Annotated in this window: 20 protein-coding genes and 1 tRNA gene; 8 read left to right on the top strand and 13 right to left on the bottom strand. The window is 62.0% G+C overall.

Features of this window, described 5'->3' with window-relative positions; translation table 11 throughout:
- Positions 1-185: 185 nt before the first annotated feature.
- The 7 genes from AC0MRV_RS14970 to AC0MRV_RS14940 form a co-directional block, all read right to left on the bottom strand.
- Positions 186-572 (bottom strand): hypothetical protein, encoded by a 387-nt coding sequence (locus tag AC0MRV_RS14970; RefSeq protein ID WP_472765298.1) that lies wholly within the window; start codon positions 570-572, stop codon positions 186-188.
- Between the two features lie 18 nt (positions 573-590).
- Positions 591-1262: a hypothetical protein gene (locus AC0MRV_RS14965; RefSeq protein WP_472765297.1), complete on the bottom strand. Its 672-nt coding sequence runs from the start codon at positions 1260-1262 to the stop codon at positions 591-593.
- 16 nt (positions 1263-1278) lie between these two features.
- Positions 1279-1626, bottom strand: a complete 348-nt coding sequence (locus AC0MRV_RS14960) for a hypothetical protein (RefSeq protein ID WP_472765296.1) — start codon at positions 1624-1626, stop codon at positions 1279-1281.
- A 935-nt stretch (positions 1627-2561) separates the two neighbouring features.
- Positions 2562-3047 carry a DUF4240 domain-containing protein gene (locus AC0MRV_RS14955; protein ID WP_472765295.1) on the bottom strand — a complete coding sequence of 162 codons (486 nt, stop codon included), beginning with the start codon at positions 3045-3047 and terminating at the stop codon, positions 2562-2564.
- Positions 3048-3149: 102 nt separating this feature from the next.
- Complete coding sequence (locus AC0MRV_RS14950) at positions 3150-3494, bottom strand: hypothetical protein (protein WP_472765294.1); 345 nt, start codon at positions 3492-3494, stop codon at positions 3150-3152.
- 452 nt (positions 3495-3946) lie between these two features.
- Positions 3947-4399 (bottom strand): hypothetical protein, encoded by a 453-nt coding sequence (locus AC0MRV_RS14945; RefSeq protein ID WP_472765293.1) that lies wholly within the window; start codon positions 4397-4399, stop codon positions 3947-3949.
- 1409 nt (positions 4400-5808) lie between these two features.
- A tRNA-Glu gene (locus AC0MRV_RS14940) sits at positions 5809-5883 on the bottom strand.
- A gap of 138 nt (positions 5884-6021) precedes the next feature.
- On the opposite strand from AC0MRV_RS14940, the gene AC0MRV_RS14935 reads away from it, so the two are divergent.
- Positions 6022-6804 (top strand): SDR family NAD(P)-dependent oxidoreductase, encoded by a 783-nt coding sequence (locus AC0MRV_RS14935; RefSeq protein ID WP_472765292.1) that lies wholly within the window; start codon positions 6022-6024, stop codon positions 6802-6804.
- 3 nt (positions 6805-6807) lie between these two features.
- On the opposite strand, the gene AC0MRV_RS14930 is transcribed toward AC0MRV_RS14935, so the two are convergent.
- Positions 6808-8898 carry an elongation factor G gene (locus AC0MRV_RS14930; RefSeq protein ID WP_472765291.1) on the bottom strand — a complete coding sequence of 697 codons (2091 nt, stop codon included), beginning with the start codon at positions 8896-8898 and terminating at the stop codon, positions 6808-6810.
- A 332-nt stretch (positions 8899-9230) separates the two neighbouring features.
- Here AC0MRV_RS14930 and AC0MRV_RS14925 point away from each other — a divergent pair, with 332 nt between their 5' ends.
- Positions 9231-10295, top strand: a complete 1065-nt coding sequence (locus AC0MRV_RS14925; RefSeq protein ID WP_472765290.1) for a mechanosensitive ion channel family protein — start codon at positions 9231-9233, stop codon at positions 10293-10295.
- Positions 10296-10308: 13 nt separating this feature from the next.
- A complete protein-coding gene (locus tag AC0MRV_RS14920; RefSeq protein WP_472765289.1) occupies positions 10309-12183 on the top strand; it encodes a sulfatase-like hydrolase/transferase in 1875 nt (624 codons plus the stop codon).
- A gap of 10 nt (positions 12184-12193) precedes the next feature.
- On the opposite strand, the gene AC0MRV_RS14915 is transcribed toward AC0MRV_RS14920, so the two are convergent.
- Both AC0MRV_RS14915 and AC0MRV_RS14910 read right to left on the bottom strand, forming a co-directional pair.
- Positions 12194-13027 (bottom strand): 2-keto-4-pentenoate hydratase, encoded by an 834-nt coding sequence (locus AC0MRV_RS14915; RefSeq protein ID WP_472765288.1) that lies wholly within the window; start codon positions 13025-13027, stop codon positions 12194-12196.
- 38 nt (positions 13028-13065) lie between these two features.
- Positions 13066-13767: a M15 family metallopeptidase gene (locus AC0MRV_RS14910; RefSeq protein ID WP_472765287.1), complete on the bottom strand. Its 702-nt coding sequence runs from the start codon at positions 13765-13767 to the stop codon at positions 13066-13068.
- Between the two features lie 132 nt (positions 13768-13899).
- Here AC0MRV_RS14910 and AC0MRV_RS14905 point away from each other — a divergent pair, with 132 nt between their 5' ends.
- The 5 genes from AC0MRV_RS14905 (at position 13900) to AC0MRV_RS14885 (ending at position 18567) form a co-directional block, all read left to right on the top strand.
- Positions 13900-15426: a serine hydrolase domain-containing protein gene (locus tag AC0MRV_RS14905; protein ID WP_472765286.1), complete on the top strand. Its 1527-nt coding sequence runs from the start codon at positions 13900-13902 to the stop codon at positions 15424-15426.
- Positions 15427-15544: 118 nt separating this feature from the next.
- Entirely contained in the window at positions 15545-16708 is a 1164-nt protein-coding gene (locus AC0MRV_RS14900) for an endo-1,4-beta-xylanase (protein WP_472765285.1), read from the top strand.
- Positions 16709-16721: 13 nt separating this feature from the next.
- Positions 16722-17414 carry an SDR family NAD(P)-dependent oxidoreductase gene (locus AC0MRV_RS14895; RefSeq protein WP_472765284.1) on the top strand — a complete coding sequence of 231 codons (693 nt, stop codon included), beginning with the start codon at positions 16722-16724 and terminating at the stop codon, positions 17412-17414.
- A 187-nt stretch (positions 17415-17601) separates the two neighbouring features.
- Positions 17602-18132, top strand: a complete 531-nt coding sequence (locus tag AC0MRV_RS14890) for a flavodoxin domain-containing protein (RefSeq protein WP_472765283.1) — start codon at positions 17602-17604, stop codon at positions 18130-18132.
- 45 nt (positions 18133-18177) lie between these two features.
- On the top strand, positions 18178-18567 hold the full coding sequence (locus tag AC0MRV_RS14885; RefSeq protein WP_472765282.1) for a SpoIIAA family protein: 390 nt from the start codon (positions 18178-18180) through the stop codon (positions 18565-18567).
- 130 nt (positions 18568-18697) lie between these two features.
- Here the strand turns inward: AC0MRV_RS14885 and AC0MRV_RS14880 are convergent, their stop codons facing one another.
- From AC0MRV_RS14880 to AC0MRV_RS14870, 3 genes are all read right to left on the bottom strand, one after another.
- The gene (locus AC0MRV_RS14880; protein WP_472765281.1) at positions 18698-19981 is read right to left on the bottom strand and encodes a mandelate racemase/muconate lactonizing enzyme family protein; all 1284 of its coding nucleotides are present in this window, start codon (positions 19979-19981) and stop codon (positions 18698-18700) included.
- A 29-nt stretch (positions 19982-20010) separates the two neighbouring features.
- Positions 20011-22224, bottom strand: coding sequence for a hypothetical protein (locus tag AC0MRV_RS14875; protein ID WP_472765280.1), 2214 nt, complete (start codon positions 22222-22224; stop codon positions 20011-20013).
- 107 nt (positions 22225-22331) lie between these two features.
- Positions 22332-25181 carry a M16 family metallopeptidase gene (locus tag AC0MRV_RS14870; protein WP_472765279.1) on the bottom strand — a complete coding sequence of 950 codons (2850 nt, stop codon included), beginning with the start codon at positions 25179-25181 and terminating at the stop codon, positions 22332-22334.
- Between the last annotated feature and the right edge of the window lie 6 nt (positions 25182-25187).

Here is a 25187-nt window from a genome sequence, read left to right as displayed (position 1 = left end):
GAACCACCAAACCATCCTGCGTGCGCTGGCTTTTAAATGGATCCGCATCCTCTGGCGCTGCTGGCACGACCGCGTGCCCTACGACGAAACCCGCTACCTGGCCGCCCTTCAACAGCGGCACTCACCCCTGGCCACCCAACTCGCCGCCGCCTGATTTTACTTGCTCAGTTGGCCTCAGGAGTTGGTTAGCCCTTTTCTAGCTCCTCTCGTAGCGATTGAAGCGGAAGACTCGGTGCTAGATCGAGACGTCCGTCCTTCACGTAGAACAACTCGTAGTGGCTGACTGACTCTCGCAGGAAGAAGCAGGCCAGCACCTCTTGGATCCCGTCGGGAAACTCCAACTGTGCTAGACGTGGCAGAATGATCCGTCCGGCTTCGTAGCCGGGTGCGGATCGCCAGTTCTCAGACGGATAGAGGACATAATCCTCTCCTTCCTTCTTTAGCTCGGCGCGAACTACGAGAGCAGACGCCCGGTAGGACGCACGAACATGGTCTATCACCTTCGCTTCGTTGGGTTGTGCGACCAACAGCGGTCCGGTGATAGCCATCATGCATAGGATCAATGTTTTCATTTTGGCTAACGATTGAGGTCAGACAGGCCGACTTGTCGGCCTTGTCTGCACCGATTGGTTAGCCTGCTTTTCTTGGAGTATTCCTAGCTGCTGGCATTCCCAGCGCAGAACTTGGATGCCGAACGGCTCAAAGAATGTGGTATGAAACGCATGGCCTAGAAACTGCGTAACAAGGTCTATCGCCCAATCGGATACCCCGTGCGTAATGACGTCTGCCCAGTAGACACCGGAGGCAAATGGATCTTCGATTATGCCGGCCGCGAACAAGTAACCGAGAACTTCTTCAGGACCTCTGCTCTGAGCTTCTCCTTCGATCTGCTCAGTGGGCTTAAGATGGACGAGGCGATTTCGAAGTCTAATCAGTCGCTGCAAACTGGCGAGCTGGTCGTCTGAAACACTTTTCGGATCCAGCTCACGGTGAATAATCCGTGACCACTTGTCGTATGATCCGATCCTCTCTCGAAATCCATCCAGGTCGATAGTCTGTAGTTGAGCATCGAGCTCGAAGTTTGGGAATCCTTCTCTCTGGTTTAACTGCCAGCTAAAGATCACATCGTTCGCGACAGATTCGAGGTAACTCGCGCAGCAACCAACGACTGAATACGAAGCTGTATGATCTTCGCCTAGTTGTTCTCGGATCTTTTTGGCGAGCCGGTAGTATCGATGGGATTCGGAGATGTATGCGGCCACGGTTTTGTCGAACGTTTCAGGTGAGACGCGCAGGCCGTGCAACGGCCTGCGTTGTCTCGACCGGTTGGTTCGACCTATATTTTTTACTGGTCCCGAGATATAGCAGGAAACCCAGATTCAGCGTGCCCAAGCAGTAGACGCCCAGGACCAAAATCGTGGCATCGGTCGATCGCTGATCATATCCAGAAGCAACCGCTTCGAAGCGCGCATCGACAATCGCTTGGTCGTTTTGGACCCGTGCGAAATCTCTAAGGCGGCGAATCTCTGTTCCTCCGCTGCCGGCCAAAATGTAGTAGGTCGAAAGAACCGAAACGACCACCGTAGCCAAGCCGGTCAGGAGGAGGTAGGTGCGCACCAGTTTCATCTTGTTTGTCGAACGTTTGAACTCAGCCGCTCAGGTCAGCTGAGCTGACCTGAGTTGGCTGCGGTGGTTGGTTCGGCTCTTGGTATTCTCGGTCCGGTGCAGCAGCTACCCAATGCACTCGGTGCAAGTCCACGACTTCGGTCTTTCCGTTCCCGCGCAAGACAACAGCGCCGACATTCATAGACCATGGAAGGTTTCCTGCTTTGTCCGCCAACGTCCATTCGGCTCGAACCACCCAAAGACAACGGGTCGGAGATTGAGCACCGTCAACTGTTGCAAGAGCCGGTCGATAGAACCTGACCACAGATCCGGGATTTGGGTAGCGCGGAATTCCTAACGCTGCCCACGCTAATTCTCGATAGTCGGAAGGTAAACCCTCGGCTTCGGCACTAGCTCCGGTCATCAGCATGCCGGCTACAACCAACGAAATCAGAAAAAGGAGGCGCATTAGGATATTTGCCGAACGCTAAAGCTGAGCCGCGACGGCCAGCGAATGAAAACTGGGGTTCGGTAGGAGGACAACGGAACGGCCGACGGCGGCCCTGGCCGTCGTTGGCTCCGGCGACTTGATGGGCTCTTTAGTCATGTGCTTGGATCACAACTCCTCCGAATCGAGCTTCTCTGGCGACACAACGGATTCCACGAATAAACACCTCCCGCGAAGCTCGTTCTTCCCCCGTGTCGCCCACCGATATCACAAGGCCATCCGGGGTATTGGCGTTCGAAATGGACAAGGCCCTTCCTTCTTCATCTCGGGTCTCTCGCTTGCAGGTCGGGCAGACGTAATTCGGATATCGGGAGTTCGGCTTCTGCTCGGCTCCACAAATCGGACAACGCGTCACTTCTTCTATTCCGCCCATCGTCTCAGGTGAGACGCGCAGGCCGTGCAACGGCCTGCGTTGTCTCGACCGGTTGGTTCGCCTCTTCTTTTTTCATCAGAAGCGGTCTTTCAATTCGGGGAATAGGGAATCCACGTCATCCTCGTCCCAAGGATCTCCAATCGGACTGGTCGGGAATGCCACGCCAGAACCCTTCGGATAATCTCCGGTTCGGTCACGATAAACGGAAGATGCCACGTAGAGCATATCTTCGCACTCGTTCGCGTCGAACTCCGCCTCGTCTGCTGCTCTGACGGGATCGGCTAACGCGGCCTCAAAATACGAACGTCCTTTGGCGATCAACCACGCGCGGAAATACTCAAATCCGTCATCGGAGCAGCCGCCGTTCACAATGTATGCGACTGCCCAAAGGTCCCATCGGTAACTTTCGGCCCGACGGCGATCGAGCTCTTCGTTGAATCCCAAAACTTCCGAAAGCGGGAGCTCCTCCAGCTTGGACTGAACTGAGGCAGCTACTGAATCTGGCTCCGAATCTTCGGCGCGAGCTGACTCGATGATATCCCAAAACGTGTCGGTAGTCATAATAGTTTGGCGAACGTCTAAAGTGAGACACGGAGGGGCGCCAGCCCCGGAGTTGTCTCCACTGGTTGGTTGGGTCCTTTGTTTCTGATCTGCTTCATTCGCTCAAGCCTGTGCCTCTTCGGATTTGAGATCGGGAAACATGGCAACCGAGGTGGATACCAAAACCAAAGCCGCCGCGCCAAAATACCAAGGCGCCCCCCAGTAGGGAACGACTAGGACAATGACCACGAGCGGGAACGCGATTCGAGTGAGAAAGCGGTGGTAAAGACGCCATGCCGCGCTGGCTTTGATCGGGTTCTCGATTGGGACTCGGGTGATGAACGAGAGGACGCTAATGAGGGCGCAGGCCAGAAGCGGGAGCGGTCCAAGCACGAATAGAAAAAGCGCGACCAGACTAGCGGTGGCGTGAACATATCGATGTGCCAAAATGTGTTTCGGCGTTCGCATTCGCTGATCCTCTCTTCACCCAACGATAGCGGTCAGACAGGCTGGCCTGCCAGCCTTGTCTGCACCAACTGGATGGGCTTTTTCATCTTGGAAGACCGTATCCGGTCAGCGCTAGAGCGAAACATCCGATCCAAGATAGAAACCCAAACGACCACCATAGTCCTCTGGGCTTGATGCTCTTCTGAATCCAAAAACCGACGAAAGCTATCGGCGTGAAAACTACGATGGCGAGACCTACGAAAACGTGGGACGGTAACGAAAGTAGCCAATCCCAGTCGATGGAAGGCAGGGCGAGATATGTCCAAAACATCCAGAAACCGGTATATGCCGCTTTATCGACACCGACTCGGATTTTCTCTTTCCGCGCCTCATCAGGCCAAACGTCTATTTTGATTCCGCCCATCGTCTAAGCTGAGACAGGCCGACTTGTCGGCCTTGTCCCCGGTGGTCGGTTAGCCTCTGTTCTCCAGTCCATTGGCTTTTCGCTGTTCGCGGATTTGATCCGCATTTTGAGTCAGATGCTGACGCAGCGAAAGGAGGCCCTTCCGAATCTCCGCACGCACCTCTGCGAACTGGCCCTTCGGGGTGAACCCGTCCGGGTGCTCTTCGTCCCAACTCAAAGCCCGATCAACTGCCGCAACCCAACCATCCACATCTCCTCCTGCGTATTCATTTATGGACTGACCGATAGTCGCATTCAGCGAAGCGAATAAAGCGGGATCGCCGCTGGGGTCCTCTCCGGGTCGGGCTTTCAGGTGGATTCGGTAGCGCAGCTGACCAACGTAGAACCAAAAAACCGCATCGTCCTTCTTATCTTCGCCGAACAGACGCCCCGCATACATGTAGTAGGTCGCAGGATGTTCATTCGGTAGAGCCGCTTCGATCTCGGCTGGCGACATCTTCATGATTTCGTCCGCGGCGATCTCTGATCGAGCGCAGCCAGCCACAGGTAATATGGCGAGGAGTAGAATAGATGTTCGTTTCATAGTTTCCTGCTAACGATTTAAGTCAGACAGGCCGACTTGTTGGCCTTTTTTCCGGCAGTTCGGTGCACGCTCTAGCTGAACATCGCATTCATCGATAAGCCTAGGTAAAGGTCATTGCACCGCGCAGGCGTTGTGACTGATGCCGGGGAAGGCTTCGCCCCGCCGGATTCCTGACGGATCGACCTGGGGGTATCTTCACTGCAACAAGGGCGCATCAACCCATCGCGGGGATGAGGGCTGCGAGAGAGCTACGAAATTCGGAGCCCGCATCTTATTGGAAGCGGTTCCGGGCCAGGTTCTTTCAGCTTTCTTTGCGGCGCCGTGATGTCGACTGCGGAGTGACGCCAAACGCTCCGTTTTACGACTTACGGGGCATTCGCCGGGGCTGGAGGCAATGATGCATCTTGGGCTATGCCACTTCGCCAGCGGCTTGCGACATTCTCGGACGTGGAACCAGGCTTCACATAGCTTCCGCGACCGGGCCCATTCCTCGATCGCAGCCAAGGGCGGGAACTTCCCTGCAATGCGTCGAATTTCGCTCAGGGTGTCGACGTCATCGATGGCGTTTGCCGATTCAAACCTACCGGCCGCAAGCGTCTCTGCTTTCATTCGAGCTCCCGCGATCGCCGCCTCGGAAGACGAGAACGGTTTGGTCCGTCGCTCGCGCCCGACATCTTCTGCCTCACTGCCATTCGAAAATGGAACATCCGAATTCGAAAATTCCTGGCACCCCCACGGGGAATGGCTTCGGCCTGCGGCCTCGTCCCGCTGCGCGGGATCGTCACCGTCAGTGACGCCCCATCTTCGCTTCGCTTCGTCTCTACGAGCCTACGAGTGGCCTGACAACCCCTCCGGGGTCCGCTTCCCCTCGGTTTCCGCGTGCTTTAAGGCGCAAGACCAATCGAAAATCGTAATTCCGAATTCGTAAATCTCCTGGCACCCCCACGGGGAATGGCTTCGGCCTGCGGCCTCGTCCCGCTGCGCGGGATCGCCTCCGTTTCACTGCGTCGCCCCATCTCCGCTCGCGTTGCTCGCTTCGTCAAACCCCTCCGGGGTTCGCCTCCCCTCGCCCGTCCTGCAATCGCGGCCTCTCGGGCATTCGTAATTCGAAAATCCCAATTCGAAAATTTCTGGCACCCCCACGGGGAATGGCTTCGGCCTGCAGCCTCGTCCCGCTGCGCGGGATCGCCTCCGTTTCACTGCGTCGCCCCATCTCCGCTCGCGTTGCTCGCTTCGTCAAACCCCTCCGGGGTGCGCTTCCCCTCGCCCGTCCTGCAATCGCGGCCTCTCGGGCATTCGTAATTCGAAAATCCCAATTCGAAAATTTCTGGCACCCCCACGGGGAATCGAACCCCGGTCTGATCCGTGAGAGGGATCTGTCCTAACCGCTAGACGATAGGGGCGGATGCAGAAGAGGGCGGAAATTCAAAGCCCGGCCTGCTCCTTGCAAGCAAATTTCCGGGAATTTGTGCGACGGTGAGCATGCCCCGCGAAACCGACACGCTCGCCTTCGCCACGCCGTTTGCTCTAGGGCTTGCCGCATGTCCTTCCCCGCCAAACTCTCCGGAAAGCGCGCCCTCGTCACCGCCGGGGCACAGGGAATCGGTCTCGCCATCAGCGAGGCGCTGCTGGAGGCCGGTTGCGAGGTCTTCGTGCACTATCATTCCAGCGTTGCCGGCGCCGATGCGCTCCACGCCACGGCCACGGCGCTCGGCCGGACCTATGGGGCCGCCGCCGCCGACCTGACTGCTCCGGATGCCGCCGACACCCTCGTCGCGGCCGCCACCGCCAAACTCGGGGGACTCGATGTGCTGATCAACAACGCCGGCTCGCTTGTCGCGCGCCACGATCTGCCGGAGATCGAGGATGCATTCTGGGCGCAAGTCATGGCACTTAATGTCGAGAGCATGATGCGGGTGACGCGCGCGGCCCGACCGCATCTTGTCCGGGCGGCCGCGTCGGGCGGCGGTGCCAGCATCGTCAACCTGGCCTCCCTCGCCGGCCGCAAGGGCGGGCACGGCGGTTCCCTCGCCTACGCCACTGCCAAGGGTGCCGTGCTCACCTTCACCCGAGCCCTCGCCGCCGAGCTCGGCCCGCAGGGAGTGCGGGTCAACGCCCTCGCGCCCGGACTCATTCTCGGCACCGATTTTCATCGCACCCACACCACTGATGCCTCCGCCCAGGCGACGATCGCCAGCCTGCCGCTCAGCCGCGCCGGCGTGCCCGCGGACGTGGCCCGCGCCGCAGTGTATCTAGCCAGCGAATACGACGGCTTCATCACCGGCGCCACCCTCGACATCAACGGTGGCGCCTGGTGTGGTTGAAACTCAGTGCCCGTTGCCCTGCAGTCGCGCGGCGCGGGCCTCCGCGACCACGACGGACTCGAGCTCGCGCGGCACCCGTTCGTGGCGCACGTAGGTTTCGGTGTGCACGCCCCGACTCGCCGTGAGTGAACGCACGCGCGTGCTGTAGTGGTGCAGTTCGCGCTGCGGCACGTGCGCTTTGATGGCTTGGAAATGACCGTCGGCATCGACCCCGATGATGCGGCCGCGGCGCGAAGACAGGTCACCCAGGACGTCGCCGACACAGTCCTCCGGCACCGTCACCACGATTTCGAAGATGGGCTCCATCAGACACGGTCCGGCCTGCTCAAAGGCTTCCTTGAAGGCGTGATAGCCGGCGATCTGGAATGCGATGTCCTTCGAATCCACCGGGTGCATCTTGCCGTCGTAGAAATCGATCTTCACGTCGACGATTCGACAACCGGCCAGGATGCCTTCGGTGCAGGCCTGGTTCACGCCCTTCTCCACCGACGGCACGAACACGCGATCCACATTGGTGCCGACCAGCGACTGCTTGAAGTCGATGCCAGAGCCCACTTCGCCGGGCGCGATTCGCATCCACACCTCGGCAAACTGTCCGGCGCCACCGGATTGTTTCTTATGCCGGTATTTTGACTCGGCGCCGGTCGTGATGGTCTCGCGGTAAGGAATCCGCGGCGCAACCATCGACACCTTGACGCCGAAGCGCCGCACGAGCCGCTCCAAGGTCACCTGCAGGTGGATCTCGCCCTGGCCCGATACGATGGTCTGGTGCACCTCGTCATCCACCCGGTGATGAAAGGACGGGTCCTCCTCGTGCAACGTGCTCAATCCCATCGCAAATTTGTCCTCGTCACCCCGCGACTCGCACACCAGCGCACCGTGAATATTGGGCTTGGGAAACTTCACCGCGGGCAACATCACCGGCCGGGCCGGATCACAAAGTGTATTCCCGGTGTGCGTGTCGCGCAGTTTCACGGCCGCACCGATGTCCCCGGCGCCGAGAGCGGTCGTGGCCGTGCGCCTGTGCCCATTGAGATAATACAACTGCCCGATCCGTTCGGAGGTGCCCCGCGCCGGATTGAAAAGCTCCAACCCGCTTTTCACTTCGCCGGCATAGACCCGGAACAGCGACAACTCGCCCACGCCCGGTTCATTCATGGTCTTGAAAACATGCAGCACCGTGCCGCGGTCGTTGAGGTCCACCTCGACCACCTGACCATCCGGATCGCGTCCCTTTACCTTCTGGTGATCGACGGGTGAGGACTCATATTTCGCGATGTGGTCGAGCAGCCGGGCCACGCCGATGTTGCCGAGCCCGGAGACCGCGAACACCGGCACGAATACGCCGTCCTCCAATGCCCGATGCAACCCGGCCCGCAGCTCCTCTTCGCTCAGGCCGTCCTGCTCGAAGAAGCGCTCCATGAGGCTGTTGTCCGACTCCGCCACATACTCGATCAGCTGCCGGTGCAGCGCCTTCACCCGATCCGCATCCGCCCCCTCCGCGGGGCTTTCGGTGAACCCGCCCGAACCATCGGTGCGAAAGGTGAGCACCTCGCTGCGCATGACATCGAGCAGCCGGTGAAACTCCGGCCCGCTGTCGAGCGGCAGCGTCAACGGAAAGACGTTGGTGCCAAAGTGACCGCGCGCCTGTTCCAGCACCGCTTCGAAGTCCGTATTGGGTTTATCGATACCGGTGACGACCAGGGTTTTCGGCAGGTGAAAATCATCGGCCGCCTTCCACATGAGGTCGGTGCCGGAGGAGACACCCTGCCCGGCGTTGATGACAATGACGGCGGAGTCGCCCACGCGCAGCGCGCTCAGCGCCTCACCGGCGAAATCCTGGTAACCCGGCGCATCCAGCACGTTGAGCTTGGCCCCCGCCCACTCCAGCGTGAGCAGCGAGGCGTGCACCGAGATACCGTGATCCTTCTCGCTTTGATGAAAATCCGACTGGGTTGTGCCGGCCTCGATTGAGCCGATGCGGCCAATCTCACCCGCGCAGGTCAGCATCGCGTCGGCGAGCATGGTTTTTCCCGCGGAAGCGTGGCCGACCAGGGTTAAGTTGCGAATTTTGGGAGCGGGATAGTCGGCCATGATTTGATCTCCATTGGGGGTTTTTGATTCAGGCCCGCGCGCGGTCTCCTGCAGCGAGGGCAAGCCGGCTTGAGCTTGCCATTGTCAGATCACGACCACGCCCGTCGCGCCACCAGTGGCGGCAGTCGGGGTTTACTGTCCATCGGGCCAGCATGATGTCGTGTATCCTAGGCAGCATGACACGGACGCCAACAGGTAAACGCCCCCAGTTCAAGGGGTGCACATGCTTTGGCAAAAGGTGAGCGATCAAGGCCTTGCCGCCACCGCGGGCTCGTTTTGGCCCGGTGATTTTACCTTCGCCCCGTCGCGCCGAGCCTTCCACATTGCGCCCCATGCCCCTGCTCTTCGCGTCCGCTGTCACCGAGCTTCTCGCCGCGCTCGGGCCTTTGGTTGCCACCGCTGTCGTGTGCGGAGTCGTGTTGCGCGCCGCGCACTGGCTACTGCTGGGCCGCTTCCCCCAACTGGGCAACGAGCGCAAACTGCCGCGCCAGCTCGCGATGGTCTTTCTGACGCTCGTCGCGGTGGCTTTGCTCGCGCTCTCTCTGCCGGTGAGCGACAGCAGCCGCAACCAGGTCCTCGGCTTGGTAGGCCTCGTCGTCTCCGGCATGTTCGCATTCTCGTCCACCACCATCGTGGCCAACCTCACCGCCGGCATGATGCTGCGGGTCACCAAACCTTTTCGCACCGGCGACTTCATTCGGGTGGACGAACACTTCGGCCGCGTCTCCGAGCGCGGGCTGTTGGACACCGAGGTGCAGACCGAACACCGCGACCTCATCGCTTTCCCCCACACCTACCTAATCACCCACCCCGTCACGACCATTCGCGCTTCTGGCACGATCGTCTCGACCGAACTGTCGCTCGGTTACGATGTGCACCACCGCCAGGTCGACGAGTTGCTCAAACAAGCCGCCGCCGAGGCCGGACTCATTGAGCCCTTTGTCCAAATCACGGAACTAGGAAACTACGCCGTCACCTATCGCGTCGCGGGTCTGCTGACCGAGGTCAAAAGTCTCCTCACCACCCGCTCCATCCTCAACCGCCACGTGCTCGACGCGCTGCATGGCGCCCGGATCGAAATCGCCTCCCCCTCAATCATGAACCAGCGGCGAATTCCCGAGGATCAGCCCATCCTGCCGCCCGCCGACTCAACCCCTCCCGCAACGCCCGAATCCGAGCAACCCACCGCCGAAACCCTCGCCTTCGACAAGGCCGAGCAGGCCGAGGCTGTCGAGATCCGCCTTGAGCAGATCGAAGCCGAAATCAAACGCCTCTCGGGTGAACCCCAAAACACCGCCGGCGAATTCCTGCACGCTCCCACCGCCGAGCAAATCAAGGCCCTCAAAGAGGAGCGAGAGGCTCTCCGCAGCCAAGCTGAACAGCCGCAACAAACCTAACCCGTCTCCCGCCATGCCCCGCCCCGTTCTCCTCGTCCTCGGTCTCTTCGCGACGTTCGCCTGCCTCGGCCGGGCGGCCGACTTGCCCAACATCCTGTGGCTCACCAGCGAAGATCACGGCCCGCATATGGGCTGCTACGGTGACCGCTACGCCACCACCCCGAACGTGGACGCCCTGGCCAAGCGCGGCCTGCTTTACACCCGCGCCTGGTCCAACGCGCCGGTTTGTGCGCCGGCTCGCACCACCCTCATCAGCGGACTCTACCCACCGTCAACCGGCACCCAGCACATGCGCAGTTTTGCCTCCGCGCCAGCAGGCAAAGCCCCCTATCCAACCTTTCTCCGCGAGGCCGGTTACTACTGCACCAACAACGCCAAAACCGACTACAACATCAGCGTCCCGGCCGACCTCTGGCACGAGTCCTCCAACCAGGCGCACTGGCGCAATCGACCCGCCGGAAAGCCCTTTTTCGCGATCTTCAACGCCTTCGCCAGCCACGAAAGCCAGTTGCGCAAACGGCCGCACCGCGCCGTGCACGACCCGGCTGGCGTCACGGTGCCGCCCTACCATCCCGACACGCCCGAAGTCCGACGGGACTGGGCGCAATACTACGACACCGTGACCGCCGCCGACGCCGCTGCCGGTCAACGACTCGCCGAACTCGCCGCCGATGGGCTGACCGAGGACACGATCGTTTTCTATTACAGCGACCACGGTGCGGGCATGCCGGGGCACAAACGCAACCCCAACAACCGCGGTCTCCAAGTCGCGCTTGTGGTCTACATCCCGGAGAAATTCGCCCACCTGCGCCCAGCGGACTACGTGCCGGGCGGCACCAGCGATCGGCTCGTGAGCTTCGTCGACTTCGCCCCCACCCTGCTCAGCCTCGCCGGCATCACGCCGCCCGCATGGATGCAGGGGGATGCCTTCCTCGGTGAACACATCGCGCCTTCGCCGGAGTTCATGTTTGGCTTCCGTGGTCGCATGGACGAACGCACGGACTTCGTGCGCACCATCACGGATGGGCGCTACGTTTACGTGCGCAACTTCCGTCCCGATCTGCCCGCCGGCCAGCACGTCGATTATCAGTTCCAAACGCCGACCACCCGCATTTGGCACGAGCGCTGGGAAGAGAAAAAACTGACGCCCGCCCAAGCTGCCTTCTGGGAACCGACCCCGGCCGAGGAACTTTACGACCTGTCCACCGACCCGCACGAAATCCAAAACCTCGCTGCCGAACCCAGCCTCGTCGCGGTCAAAGACCGACTGTCCAGTGCGCTGTTTCAGCATCTGATCGCCACGCGTGATCTGGGTTTCCTGCCCGAGGGTGAAATCAGACGCCGCGCCGGTGACCGCCCGCCCTACGACTGGGCATCGAGCGAATCCCGCTACCCGGTGCACCGGCTCGCCACGATCGCGAGCCAGGCCACCCTGCCCACTCCGCTGCCGGAGGACACCATCGCCGCGCGCCTGCAGGATGCCGAGCCCGGCGTTCGCTACTGGACGCTGCGCAGCCTCGGATGGCAGCACCCCCGCGTCGCCTATCCGCACGTCGAACAAATCCGCCAGCTGCTCAACGATCCGTCACCCGACGTCGCCATCGCCGCCGCCGAGATCCTGTGTCACCGCGGCAACCGCAACGACCGCGCGCTTGCCGTGGAACGCCTCGGCGCCTGGGCCGATCCCGCGAATAACCCGCACTTCACCGCGCGAGCCGCGCTGGAAACGATCGACCATCTCGGCTACATCGCCGAACCGCTCTTGCCGCAATTGCGGCAATTCGATCGCGAGTCGCCGAATCTGCCGGATCAACGCTACCAATTCGACATCGACAAGCTGATCGCCCACGCCCTCGGAGCCGCCTCCAACGACCCACGCTTGCATTGAGTCGATCAGGTCAACGCATCGAGAACGTGACGCGACCGAGCCGACCGAAATCAGCGACGTAGCGACCGGACCGCGCGGCGACCACCTGCCCCAGCGCACCGGTGATAAGCAGGTCATTGCGATTTACTTCGTAGCCCTCGCGCAGTCGATTGCGCACCAACCACAGCAGGGCTTCCCATTGGTCGCCCATCGCGTCCGAGCCTTTGCCCGTTGCCACCACTTCGCCGCCGCGTTCGAGCGAAACCTCCAACTCGTTCAGGTCGACAAGGTCCAAGGCCTTGGGACGCCCGACGATCACGGTGTGGGCCGCCACATTGCTACCGATCAAATCCGCTGCGGTGATCTCGTCTCCCGCATAATCGATGTTGGGCAACTCGACGATCGGCCGCACCTCGCGCACGTAGCTTTTGAGCTCCTCCACGTCGGTCGGCTCGTTGCGAATGGTGAGCTTCAGTTCGAAACCGATCTCCATCTCGATCACCATGCCCTTGGCCTCCCGCAGGCTCACAAAGGTCGCCGTATCCTTGAGCTGCGATTTGAACAACTCGCCCGCCACCGGCTCCAACAGGCCAAACTTGACCTGCGCCGCCGTGGAGGTCGCTCCGGCTTTGTGGCCCACCACTTCGTCGCCGGCCGCCTCCAGCTTCTTCACCACCTCCCGCTGCACGCGGTAGCCCGTAAATTCCGAGGCATTGCGCGACGAAGCCCCGATCGCAGGAAAGGCTTGGTGGCGGTCGATCGCTTTGACGATCTCATCCGCCCATTCGCTCACCGACTGAGCCGAGAGCAGCGGAGTGATGAGCAACGCGAGCAGTGTGAGACGCAGAGGGCGAACATGAGTCATGGGGCAAAACGGGACGAGGTTGGCATTGGGGAGAAAGACTATCGGACCACGAAATCGAAATAGGTTTCCGGATACGGTTCGTCGCGAAGGGTAAAGTGCCACCACTCCGCTTCGTAGGCAATCCAGCCCCGCTTTTCCATGGCCGCGCGGAGCAAGCGACGGTTCGCCTGCTGCTCCGGAGTGATCAAATTCGTCACGCTCGCCGCCGCCGCACCGAAAAAATCGAAGGGCGTGCCCATGTCCAACGCCCGCCACTCGCCGGCCGCATCCTGTCGGCACAAGGTCAGGTCGACCGTGCTGCCCCGCGAATGACCCGACTCCAAGGCGATGTAACCGCGCTCAAACAGCTCTGACTTGGGCACATCCGGATAGTAGTCCGGCTTGGTCTTCACATCCGCTTGGTCGCGGGCCCAACGCACAAAATGCAGCACCGCCCGCTGGGGCCGGTAAGCATCGAACACCTTCAGCCTTAACCCGCTCGCGGCCAAGTCAGCCTGCACCGCGGCGAGGGCCGCCGCCGCCTCCAGCGTCAGGATCGCGCGATCGCCTTCGTAGCCATCAACCCGCGTGCCGACAAAATTTTGCGCGGTCGCGTAGCGCAGCTCCACCAAGACGTCCGGCGCCACCGTGTCGAGATGCGCAAATCCCGTCGGCACGGCCGAGACCACCGGCTCAGCAGACCAGACGAGGGCCGCCACCGCGAGGCCGAGCAGACAAACCATCAAGCGCGATCGAGACACGTTGCGCACCCTAGGCCTGGTCGCCATGCTGGCAACCTTACGCACGACCATGGATTCAACGGTCAACCTGACCTCCCTCGCGCCGACACCCCTCGTCGATTCTGCTATCAGCTTCCCCCCAACCCCCGCCCCATGCATTCCCTCATCCGTTGGTTCACCCTCCTTCTCACCGCCGTCGCGACCCACGCCGCAACGTCCCTGCCCCGCAGCGCCACGCCCGAAGCCCAGGGCGTCTCGTCCGCCGCCATTCAGGCCTTCATTGATGATGTCGACGCGAACATCGAAGCCGTGCACAGCTTCATGCTCGTGCGCCACGGCCAGGTTGTGGCCGAGGGCTGGTGGACGCCGCATCATCCCGACGCGCAACATATCTTCTTTTCGCTCTCCAAGAGTTTCACTTCGACCGCGGTCGGCATGGCGATCGCCGAGGGGCGCTTCACGCTCGACACGCCGATCATCGAAATCTTCCCCGACGAAACGCCGGACGAACCGTCCACCAATCTGCAGAACATGCGCATCCGCGATCTGCTCGCGATGAACACCGGCCATCACGCCGAGATCGACCGCATGTTCTCCTGGGGTGGCTCGCCGGAATCCACGTTGGTGGAAGACTTCCTCAAGCTCCCGGTGCCGCACAAACCCGGCACGCACTTTTTCTACAACACCCCGGCCAGCTACATGCTCGCCGCCGCCGTGCAAAAAACGACCGGCGAAAAACTGGTCGACTACCTCACCCCGCGTTTGTTCGACCCGCTGGGCATCAAGCGCCCACATTGGGACGAGAGCAAAGACGGCGTCGCCTTCGGCGGCTTCGGCATGCGCGCCACCACCGAAGACATCGCCAAGTTTGGTCAGCTCTACCTCCAGGAAGGCGAATGGAACGGCCAACGCCTGCTCCCGGCCGACTATGTTGCCGCCGCCGGCAGCCGCCAGACCTCCAACGGCAGCAACCCGCGCAGCGATTGGGACCAGGGTTATGGTTACCAGTTCTGGCGTTGCATCCCCGGCTTTTATCGCGGCGACGGTCGCTTCGGCCAGTTTTGCATCATCATGCCCCAACACGATGCCGTGATCGCCATCACCTCCGGCACCAACGACATGGCCGGAGTGATGCAGGCGGCTTGGAAACACCTTCTGCCCGGCCTCGCCCCGGTCGCGATGCCGGCGAACCCCGCCGCCGCGGCCGCCCTGCGCGACCGCCTGGCCGGCCTCCGCTACCCCATCCCCGCCGGCGCGAAAACTTCGTCAATCGCGGGCCAAGTCAGCGGCAAGACCTACACCTTGCCCGAAAACGCGTCCCGCTTTTCCACGGTCTCCATCGAGTTTGGCCGCGACCAGGCCACCTTCCACGGCACCGTCGACGGCACCACCCATGCGATTCCGGTCGGCTATGGCGATTGGCTCACCGGCCGCACCGCCGCGTTTCAGGTTCTGGAAAACCGCCCCATGCCCGGCACCGATCAAGACGTCGGCGCCGCCGGGACGTGGACCGACGAACACACCTTCACCGTGCGCTTCAGCCTGCCCGAGACCACCTATACCCCGGAGCTCGCGATCCGCTTTGCCGACGATGGCCAGACCGCCACCGTCACTCCGCGCGTGTTTCCGCTCAACGGCGGCCAACCCTTCGAAGCGGTCGCCGGCACGTTGCGCCAATAACGCTGCACCGCCAACCAAAGCGAGGCCTGCCTCGCGCGAGCGGTCGCACCGTTACGCGTTAACGCAAATCAAGCGGGCGACTTGAGACCACGCGTGAGCGGGTGGAAGGTTGAGGGTCATGACTTTGCGTAGCACCCGCTTCCTTTCCGCCTCCCTGTCCGTCGCCACCCTCGGCCTGCTGGCGCTTGCCGCCGCGTCGCCAGCCCTCGCCGACGATCACGAAACCACCCTGCGCGAAGCTTTCGCAGGCAAGTTTCGCATCGGTTCGACCGTGAACGGCTGGTTCCTGCGCGACCCCGATCACCCGTCGCTGAAGATCGCCGCCGAGCAATTCGACACCGTCACGGCTGCCAACGCCATGAAGTGGGGTGTCTTCAATCCCGAGCCCGGGGTCTACCACTTCGACCGGGTGCAGCCCTACATCGACTTCGCGCAAAAGCACGACCTCTACACCATCGGCCACTGCCTGTTCTGGCACAGCCAAACACCGTCCTGGGTTTACGAAGACGACGAAGGCAATCTCCTCAGCCGTGAGGCCCTGCTGGAGCGCATGCGCGAACGGGCCAAACTCTACGCCGAACATTGGGGCGACGTCATCGACCTCTGGGACGTCGTCAACGAGTCGATCGAGGGCGACGGTTCCAAACGCAAATCCAAGTTCAACCAAATCATCGGCGACGACTTCGAAGAGCAGGCCTTTCGCATCGCCGACGAGTTCATGCCCAAATCGGCCAAACTCATCTACAACGACTACGGCATGACCGAACCCGGTCGCCGCGCCGCCGTCGTCGCCATGGTTGAAGACTTCAAGGCCAAGGGCGTGCGCATCGACGGCATCGGCCTGCAGGGCCATTGGTCCATGCACCGCCCGACCGTCGAAGAGATTGAGGAATCCATCCTCCATCTCGCGTCCACCGGCCTGCCCCTCCACATCACCGAGCTCGACGTCGATTTCCTCGGCCGCGACCAGTTTTTCGGCGCCCAAGGCGCCAACGTCGACCTCGCCGCCCGCCAGGCCACGCCGGAAAACAATCCCTTCCCCGACGGCTTGCCCCCCGCCGAGCAGGAACGTCTCGCCGACCGCTACGCCGAAATCTTCGCGGTGCTCCTCAAGCACGCCGACAAGATCGAACGCATCACCTTCTGGGGCATCACCGATGCCGACTCCTGGCTCAACAACTGGCCCGCACGCGGCCGCACCAACTACCCCCTGCTCTTCGATCGCGAGGGCAAGCCCAAGCCCGCCTTTCATCGGGTGATCGAACTCGCGACGCAGCCCTGATCCCTGCCCACTCGTGCCCACCATCTTCATCACCGGCGCCGATCGCGGACTCGGTCGCGCCCTCGTCGCCCAATTCGCCGCCGCCCACTACCGGGTGTTTGCCGGCACCTTCCTGGCCGAGACTTCCTACGCCGGCCTCGACGGCGACATCACCCCCGTGCCCATTGACGTGCGCTCACTCGACAGCGCCAAACAGGCCGCCGCGGTGACCGCCAGCCACACGGCCTCGCTCGACATTCTGCTCAACAATGCCGGCATCCATCTCGACGATCAGGACCAAGTGCTCGACGACGTCGACCTGAATGACGGCACGATTCAGGCGCAGTTCGAGGTCAACACCCTCGGACCGTTGCGCTGCATCCAACAGTTCCTCCCGCTGCTCCGCGCCAGCCAGACACGCCGTATCATCAACATCTCCTCCGAGGCCGGCAGCATCGGCCAGTCCTGGCGCGTGGGTGCCATCGGCTACTGCATGTCCAAGGCGGCGCTCAACATGCAGGCCTCCATCCTCGTCAACCATCTTGGCCGCGAAGGCTTCCGCATCTTGAACATGCATCCCGGGTGGCTGATCTCCGAGATCGGCGGACCGAACGCAGACATCACCGCCGAGGTCGCCGCCACCGGGGTGATCGACTGGGCCCTGCGGGATTGGCCGACCGATCGCCTCACCTACATCGATTACCAGGGCAAGCCCCAGCTCTTCTGAGCGGCGCCGCGAAATTGTCGCTTTCGCATCCCCTTGGAGGCCAAGGGATGCCCACCAAATCACCAGAAGTGCATCGACTTCGGGTGCTTGATTGAGTAACTTTCCGACGTGCGCTGCGAAGCACGTCCGCCCCCTACGGACACCCCGTCTCGGACGATCGCGCTCCGCCACACGAGGAGAAGCGATTATGTCCACGCTCATCGTCTATGCCTCGACTCACGGGTTCACCGAGATGTGTGCCCAACGCATTGCCCGTCAGTTGCCGGGCCAGGTGCAAACGGTCGACCTCACCACCCACCCGCACCCCGACCTCCACAAAGCCGGTGTCATCGTCGTGGGCGGCTCCATCCACCTTGGCGGCATTCAGCCCGTCGTCGGCGCTTTCTGCGAACACCACCGCGATTCATTGCTGCGCCACCCGCTCGCGCTGTTCATTTCCTGTATGAAACGCGATGAGGAGGCGCGCGACCAGTTCGACAACGCCTTCGCGCTTCGCCTGCGTGCCCACGCCTTCGCCGCCGCCATTCTCGGGGGCGCGTTTTATTTCGATCGCATGTCGATGCTGCAGCGGTGGGTCGTGCGCAAAATGATCGGCGCCAACGAGACCATCGAGCACCTCGACCACGACGCGATCCAATCCTTCATCGCGGCGATCGCGCACCGCCTTGAAACGCTGGAGCCCCTGCTCCCGACCCACCCAAACCTCATGCGAAACTGACCGCCATCTTCACTGCCCCTCAACCCTCAAGCCCCCACCCCAACCATGATCGACCAACTCAAATCCCCCGCCGAGGACACCCTCGTTTTTTGCGCCACCGGCATCCTCTCCGCCCGCGACTATGAGCTGCACTTCGCCCCCAAGATCGAGCGCGGGATCGCCGAACACGGAAAGGTCAACCTGGTCCTGCAGCTCGACGAAATGTTCGAAGGCTGGGACCTGGGAGCCATGTGGGACGATGCCCGCTTCGGCGTAAAACACCGCCACGATTTTAAACGTATCGCCGTCGTCGGCGCCCAGGCCTGGTTCAAGTGGGCGATGCAACTTGGGTCCAAGATCCTCGATGGTGAGTTTCGCACGTTTGAGGATGGCCAACTGGAGGAAGCCATCGCTTGGGTCACCGCCAACGATACGGAACCCGTGACCACCAGCTGAGGTCCCAACACCTTGTGCACCGGCACCACCGGATAGCACGTGCGCGTCTCGCGCAAAAGACGCCCACCGGCCCGCGCCGGTGGGCGTTATGCTTCCGACGGAGCAGCGTGCCCGCCCTGGCTCATGCGACCTACGACAACTCCGCCACCCGGTGCTCCGCTTGCTCCAGCCAACTTGGTTTGATGTGCACGCCCCAGCCGGCGCCTTCCTGCGGCATGACCGCCTTCCCGTCGCGCACCTCCAGCGCCGGGTCGAACAGCGCCTTCGCCTGTCGCGCGATGCCTGACTCATCCTCGATCGAGAACTCGACCTCGCCGGCGTTCGGCAGCGCCGCGAGCATGTGCATGGTGAAGACCGTGATCATCGAGACGTTGGCCGCATGCGGCTTGCACACGATACCCGCCGCCTCCGATAGCTTGGCCACGCGCCAGGCCCGCGTGAGTCCGCCGATGTAGCAGATGTCCGGTTGGACGATGTCCACCGCGTGCATGTCGATCATTCGCCGCCACTGGGCGAGGTCGTTGTCCTGCTCGCCGCCGGACACGTCCATCGTGAGCGCCTCGGTCACCTCCTTGGTCCACTCCAGCTCCCAGTAAGGGCAAGGCTCCTCGAACATGCCGTAACCATGATCCTGCAGGCGCCGACCATACTCGATCGCCACATCCGGCGTGTAGCAGCTGTTGGCATCGGCAAACAGTTCGACGTCGTCCCCCACCGCCCCGCGCACCGCCGGAATGATGGCCGCGCTGCGCCCGGGAGCCGCGTCACTGTTGTGCCCGGTGGGCACGCCGAGGCGGATCTTGAACGCGCGGTAGTTGAGCTCGTCCTTCAACCGCGCCATGCGGGCCGCTTCATCCTGTGGCGAAATATCCCGGCGCATGCTCGAGCCGTAGGCCGGCAAGGGTCGCACCTTGCCGCCGAGCAGTTCCGCCACGGACTTGCCCAGCTTCTTGCCATAGAGATCCCACAGCGCCGTATCGATGCCGCCCAGCGCGCGGCAGGCAAAGGACCAGGGGTATTTCATGTTTCGATCAATCGCCTCATCGTTGATCGCATCGATGGCACTCGCGTCTTTGCCCAGAACGATCCACGAGAGCCGCTGGTGCAACATCTCCACCGAAATGTTGGCCTCATAAGGCGCGATTTGCCCCCAACCCTGCGAACCGTCGCTGGCGGTCACCCGGACCATCGCGAGCTGCTCGCGCAGAAAGGTTTCGATCTTGGTGATCTTAAGTCCCGGTGGAATCACCTGCCACTCGCGATAGTCCGGCCCCCTCCCCATGTAGCCGTAGAACCCCTGACCGGGTGCAGCTTGCGAAGTCGCGGCGCGCGCCGCGGTGGCTGAAAGACCGGCGGCCGCGATCGCGGTGCCACCGGCAAGGTGTTTGATAAAATTACGGCGGGAGTCACTCATGGGGTCAGACTTGGGGTTGGGGGTGGAAATCAGCCTTCGCGCACGATCGCGATATCCCGCGCGACCTCGGCATCGAGTTCGTCCCAATCGACGATGCCCACGCGATTGGTCCAAAACGGGTTGCGGTAGAGCGTGCGAATCAAGGCGGTGTAACGCAGCCACCAGCCCTGCGCCGCCTCCAGACTCCGCACCGCGGCCGCTTGCCGCCCGGCGTCGCCCGTGGCCCGAGACAAGGCCAACTCGGTCGCGCCGGAAATTTTGTGACTGTAGTAGTTTCCCAAATACGCCATCAGGCGGATGTCGTTGAGGGTCGCGTCCAACTCGTCAATCGACCCGCGCGATTGGTCGAGCACGGCCAAGCCCGTCAGCGCGGACTCCGCCCGGGCGCGCAACGCCGCCGCCACCTCCAGCGGCGTCGTGCCGCCGGGATCGCGTCCCTCGCCCACTGCCGTCACGTAGTCAGGAATGCTTACGTTGTCCGTGCCGGGATGCACGCCGAGTGTGATAAAACGGTTCACATCATGAAACCCACTCTCCGTCTGCGCCGGGCCCGGCCGACTGCGGCAGGCTTCGATATACCACTGAAAATCGAACTGCCCCCAGTGAAAACCCGTCGTAAGCGGATACACCATCGAGGCGTCCTGCCAGGCCCGAAACAGAACCCCGGCGTTCACCTGCGGAAACCGTGCGCCCAGCAGGGCCGTGAAGCGTTCATCGCTCTCCTCCGGGTCGTAGCCCAAACGTCCCCACGTCAGCCAGTGATACCAATGCTTCTTGATCTCGAGCTGGCGCGGTTCGTCCGCCTCTCGGCCAAGCGTCAACCAATCGCGCCCCCAGACCCATTGATCGGAACCATAATACATCCCTTGGGTGACGTCCCGGGGAATGTTCTGAATGAACTCACGAAAGAAGCCCGGGGCGCCCCAGCGCAGCAGGTAGGTGTCGTCGTTTCGCTGCGTCCAGATGGTCTTCAGGTTGTCACCCAGCGACGGCACGAAGGTCTCGTGAAAGGTCTGCCGCACCGAGCTCATCACGTGGGCCTGCGCGTATTTGAACGAAAAGATGAAATCGATATCCGGATGTTCCACCAGCGGCGCAAAGGTTGCGGCGATATCCTGCGCGCGCGTTTGGTGCTGACGATGGATGAAACGAATCGGTCGTCCCGGCTGCTCGGCGGCCACATCGAGCACGCCCTGGCCGTAGGTCGCGAAGGCCCAGTCTTCCTTCGCTTGAAAACTTTCATCCCGCATATTTTCACCCGTGGTCAAGCCCACTCCCCGCAGGAGCGGATAGGTTCGCAGCAACTCCGCCACGCTCTTCCGAAAGTAATCGATGGTCACCGCATTATCCATCGCATCGGTGATGCCATACTGGCCGCCGGTCCCGTAGGTGAAGACGTTCCAGGTGATGATGTAAAAGTCGATGTTGCGATCCTTCGCGTAGGCCATGACGCGACGCCAGAAGTCGATCTTCTCATCGATGGTGATGCGTTTCACCACTTCCACGTTTTCGAGAATCTCCGGCGCATCGTAACCCGTCGCGATGGTCGGATAGTCCTCCTCCCACGCGACTGTCGAACGCTGCACATCATCGAGCGCGATCTTCTCGTAACCCGGCACCTTCACCAACGACGGGAAGGGATGCAGGCTCCACAACGACACGTAGTTGTAGCGATAGCGTGCGAGCGTATCCAAATACTCGGTCCAAAAGTCCCAGTCCCAAACCGTCGCGATGTTCTCCTGCGCCGCGTCGCTCATGTCGGAGTAACTCGGCGTGCGCACATCGAGCGGGATGTTAAACTTCACGCCACGCATCGCCATGTAGGGTGTGCGTTCGACCGGCATCAACCCCTCGAGGTCGTGCAAGCGGATCTGCTCGGCCAGTTCCATGCCGCCATACATGATTCCCGCATGGCGCGAGCTGATATCCCCGCCCAGGACCGAAATGGACCGCATGACACCGTCGTCATGCACCCCGAGCGAAAACGCTTCGGACTCCAACTGTCGCCCACTGGGCGACGCCAGAAAAATCCGGTAGCGCAGCCCCTTCGCCTCAGCCTCGGCTGCCGAACCTTCCCAGACTTCGTGCCCCCGCGCCGCCAGCGCTTCCCGGATATCCTGCGCGGCGAACATCACCCGCGGTTCCTCCGCAATGGCGGGATCCTGCCAGAACCAAACGGTCTCGGCGCGCAGCAGCGCACAGCACAGCATGGTCGCGACCAACAAGCGTAGGGGTAAACGCATGCCGCAGCGAAGGACCGGTCCTTCCACCGGTCAACGCCCTCCCCGGGCACCGTTCAGCAAATGACCGCGGCCCGACGCAGGATCCGGCTCTGCGCGCGAAACCCGTCTTAGTCCGTTTGGAACAGGCCGATGAACTGCTTCGGCACGATGGCCGCCGTGCGACTGTTGCGCCGGGTGAGCACCTTCTTCGCCCAGGCATTCACTTCCGCCAGCGTGATTTCATCGACCAGCCCTTCCTTCAGCGCGAGCAACTCTTCGACCGATTCCGGGCGCTCCTGCGCGCGCATCAGACGCTCCACCATGTAACCGTTCTCGATCCATGCCCGCCGCAAGCGACTGGAGAGAATGCCCCGCGCACCGATGAACTCGCCTTCGTCCACGCCTTTACGCGAGATCTCCCACGCGATGTCCTCCACCAAGCGGGCAATCTTCGTCGTTTCGTCAGCCGAACAATCGATCACCGCGCGCAAGAGACTGAACTCCGGAAAACCGTCATAGCCTTCAAACGTCGCCGTAGGCGAATAGGCCATGCCGAGGTTGTTGCGAATCTCTTCGCGCACGTGCAGCTCGAGCACCTTCGACAGCAGGTAAAGCGCCCCGCGATCGCGGGTCGTGAGTTCGCCTTCGATGGGCCAGACCCCGGTCACCACCGCCAGATGGCGTTCGCCGACAAACTCGATGCGCTTGAACCCCGGCGGGGCGTCGACCTCAACCGGCTTCCGGTTGCGCGGCAGCTTTTTCTCCACGTCGCGCGGCCCCAGCTGGCCCAAGGTGCGGCCCACCGCAGCCAACGCGGTCGCTTCGTCGATGTCACCCACGATCGTGGCTTCGACATAACCTTCCGTCAGCGGTTTCTGCAGCCATTTGCGCACATCAACGGAACTCAGCCCGATGTAATCGACCATGTTGCCCCAAGTGAACCGCGCGTCGCCTTTGAACAGGTAGTTCGTCAGCTCGCGCATACCCTCCTGCATGCCCACCGCGCTCGACGCGCGGGACATCGCCGCCTTCATCTTCTCGTTGCGATGCACGTAGGTGCCAAACTTCGGCGCGCTCAAAAACTCTGTCGTCACCCCCAACAAGGCGGTCAGGTCTTCGCGTTGCGCCATACCACGGAAAGTCAGCGCGTCGTAATCATCGGTGTTGATGTCGAAACCGAGAAACTGCTCGCCAATGATGTCCCGCAACTCATCCGGGCCATAATTGATGGTGCCGCTGGCAAACAGCGTCTGCAGTCCAAACTCCTTCAGCGCCGGTTCATTTCCCGGCATGTTGAGCAGCCCCGGCCCCACGCGCACCACCATGCGCACGACACCCGGTTCATGGGGCGACGGCAGCAGGTTCAGCCGCACGCCGTTGCCATATTTGTAGAGCTTCGCACCGACCGAGTCCAAATCGCGCACCAGCTCTGCTTCGGTCTGTTCGCCCCAGTCTTTGAGCACGAAGTGTTTCTCCTCGCGGCGACTCGGATGCAGTTCCCGGGGGTCGTTCTTCCGCTCCTTCTGCAACTCCGCGAGCACCTCGGAAACTTCGAACTCGGCGGGCAGGTCACCGCTCAAATGCCAGGTCATGCGGTTGAGGTCCCACAGATCGCGAAACCGTGCGTTGACTTTCTCCAAGGTCAGCCCGTCCAACCACTCACTTGTCCATGCGAGGTTTTGCTCAGGGCCCACGAAAACCGAGTGTTCGACGATCGAATCGACCAGCGATTGGCAAAGCACGTGCGGATCGGCGTGCGGAAGCTGGTCCTTCATCAAATCGACCATGCGGCGCTGCCGGTCGCGCAAGGGCTCAATCTCCGACCATTCAAAACCATTCTCGTAGGTCGACCGCAGCGTTTCATCCAAGGCGGGAATGTGCCGCTTCCAAGCACTCGCATCGGTCATCACGCTCGCCATCGCGGAACGATGACCGAGTAGCACTTCGTAACCCGCCCCCGCCGCCGGTGTGGGCAACAGGCCCATGCCCAGGCGGCGGCTCAGCACGCTCTGCACAAAACCTTCCTCCTCTCGCGCTATGTGCGCGGCTTTGCTGTCCGCCTCCTCCGGCAAGGCTTCGACCGTCGCCGCCGTCACGCGCACGTAGCCGACATTGCTGATCCGAAACATGCCCGCGCGCAACGCGTTGTTGACCGTCAGTTCCCCCGTCTCCCGTCGGGGCTTCGGCGTCGTTGGGGCCGCGATCGAGCCGAAGCGCGCCGCGATCATGTCACCCAGTGTCGCCGGATCAAAATCCCCGGCCGCCACCACCACCATCAGGTCGGGCCGGTAGCACCGCTCATAAAAATCCAGGAACTGCTGATGCCGCAGGGCCGCGATGTCCTCCGGCGTGCCTCCCGGGGTGCGATCAGGAAAAACCAAGCCGTCGAACGCGGTCTGCAACGAGGACAGTTCCCCCCGCGCCTGCACGTTGTCCCGCCCCCGCAGCTCGCTCAGGATCACCCCGCGCTCGTTCTCGATCGACTCGGGCGTGAACAGAACCCCATCGGCGAAACTGCGAAACAGATCGAGGCCACGCCCCAGCATCTCTTCCGAGGCATCGCGAAAGTCCAAGGTGTAGGCCGTGTGGTCAAAGGTTGTGATCGCATTGACGTCGCTGCCGTATTCGATGCCCAGCTCCTGGAAGAAGCGCACCATTTCCTCCTCGCTGAACGCGGTCGTGCCGCGAAAACACATGTGCTCGATGAAGTGAGCCAATCCCCGCTCGTCGTCCCGCTCGTCCATCGAGCCGGACAGCACCAGCAACTGCAGCGTCGCCGCCTGCTCCACCGCCCCATGCGGCAACAGCGCATAACGCACGCCATTCGCCAGCTTCCCCCACACCACGCGCTCATCGGGCTGCAGCGCGCTGTCTTCGTGCGCCCAGCGCCCCTCGCGGGCGACGACCTGCGCCACCAAACCGGTTGCGCACAACAACCCCACCGCGCCGCAAATCATCCGCAAATAACGCATCAACATTGCCCT

Source organism: Actomonas spartinae, assembly GCF_051209155.1.
In the GTDB taxonomy this organism is placed as follows: Bacteria; Verrucomicrobiota; Verrucomicrobiia; order Opitutales; family Opitutaceae; genus Actomonas.
The sequence above is the reverse complement of the archived record's forward strand: the minus strand, read 5'-3'. Positions and strand labels throughout refer to the sequence as shown.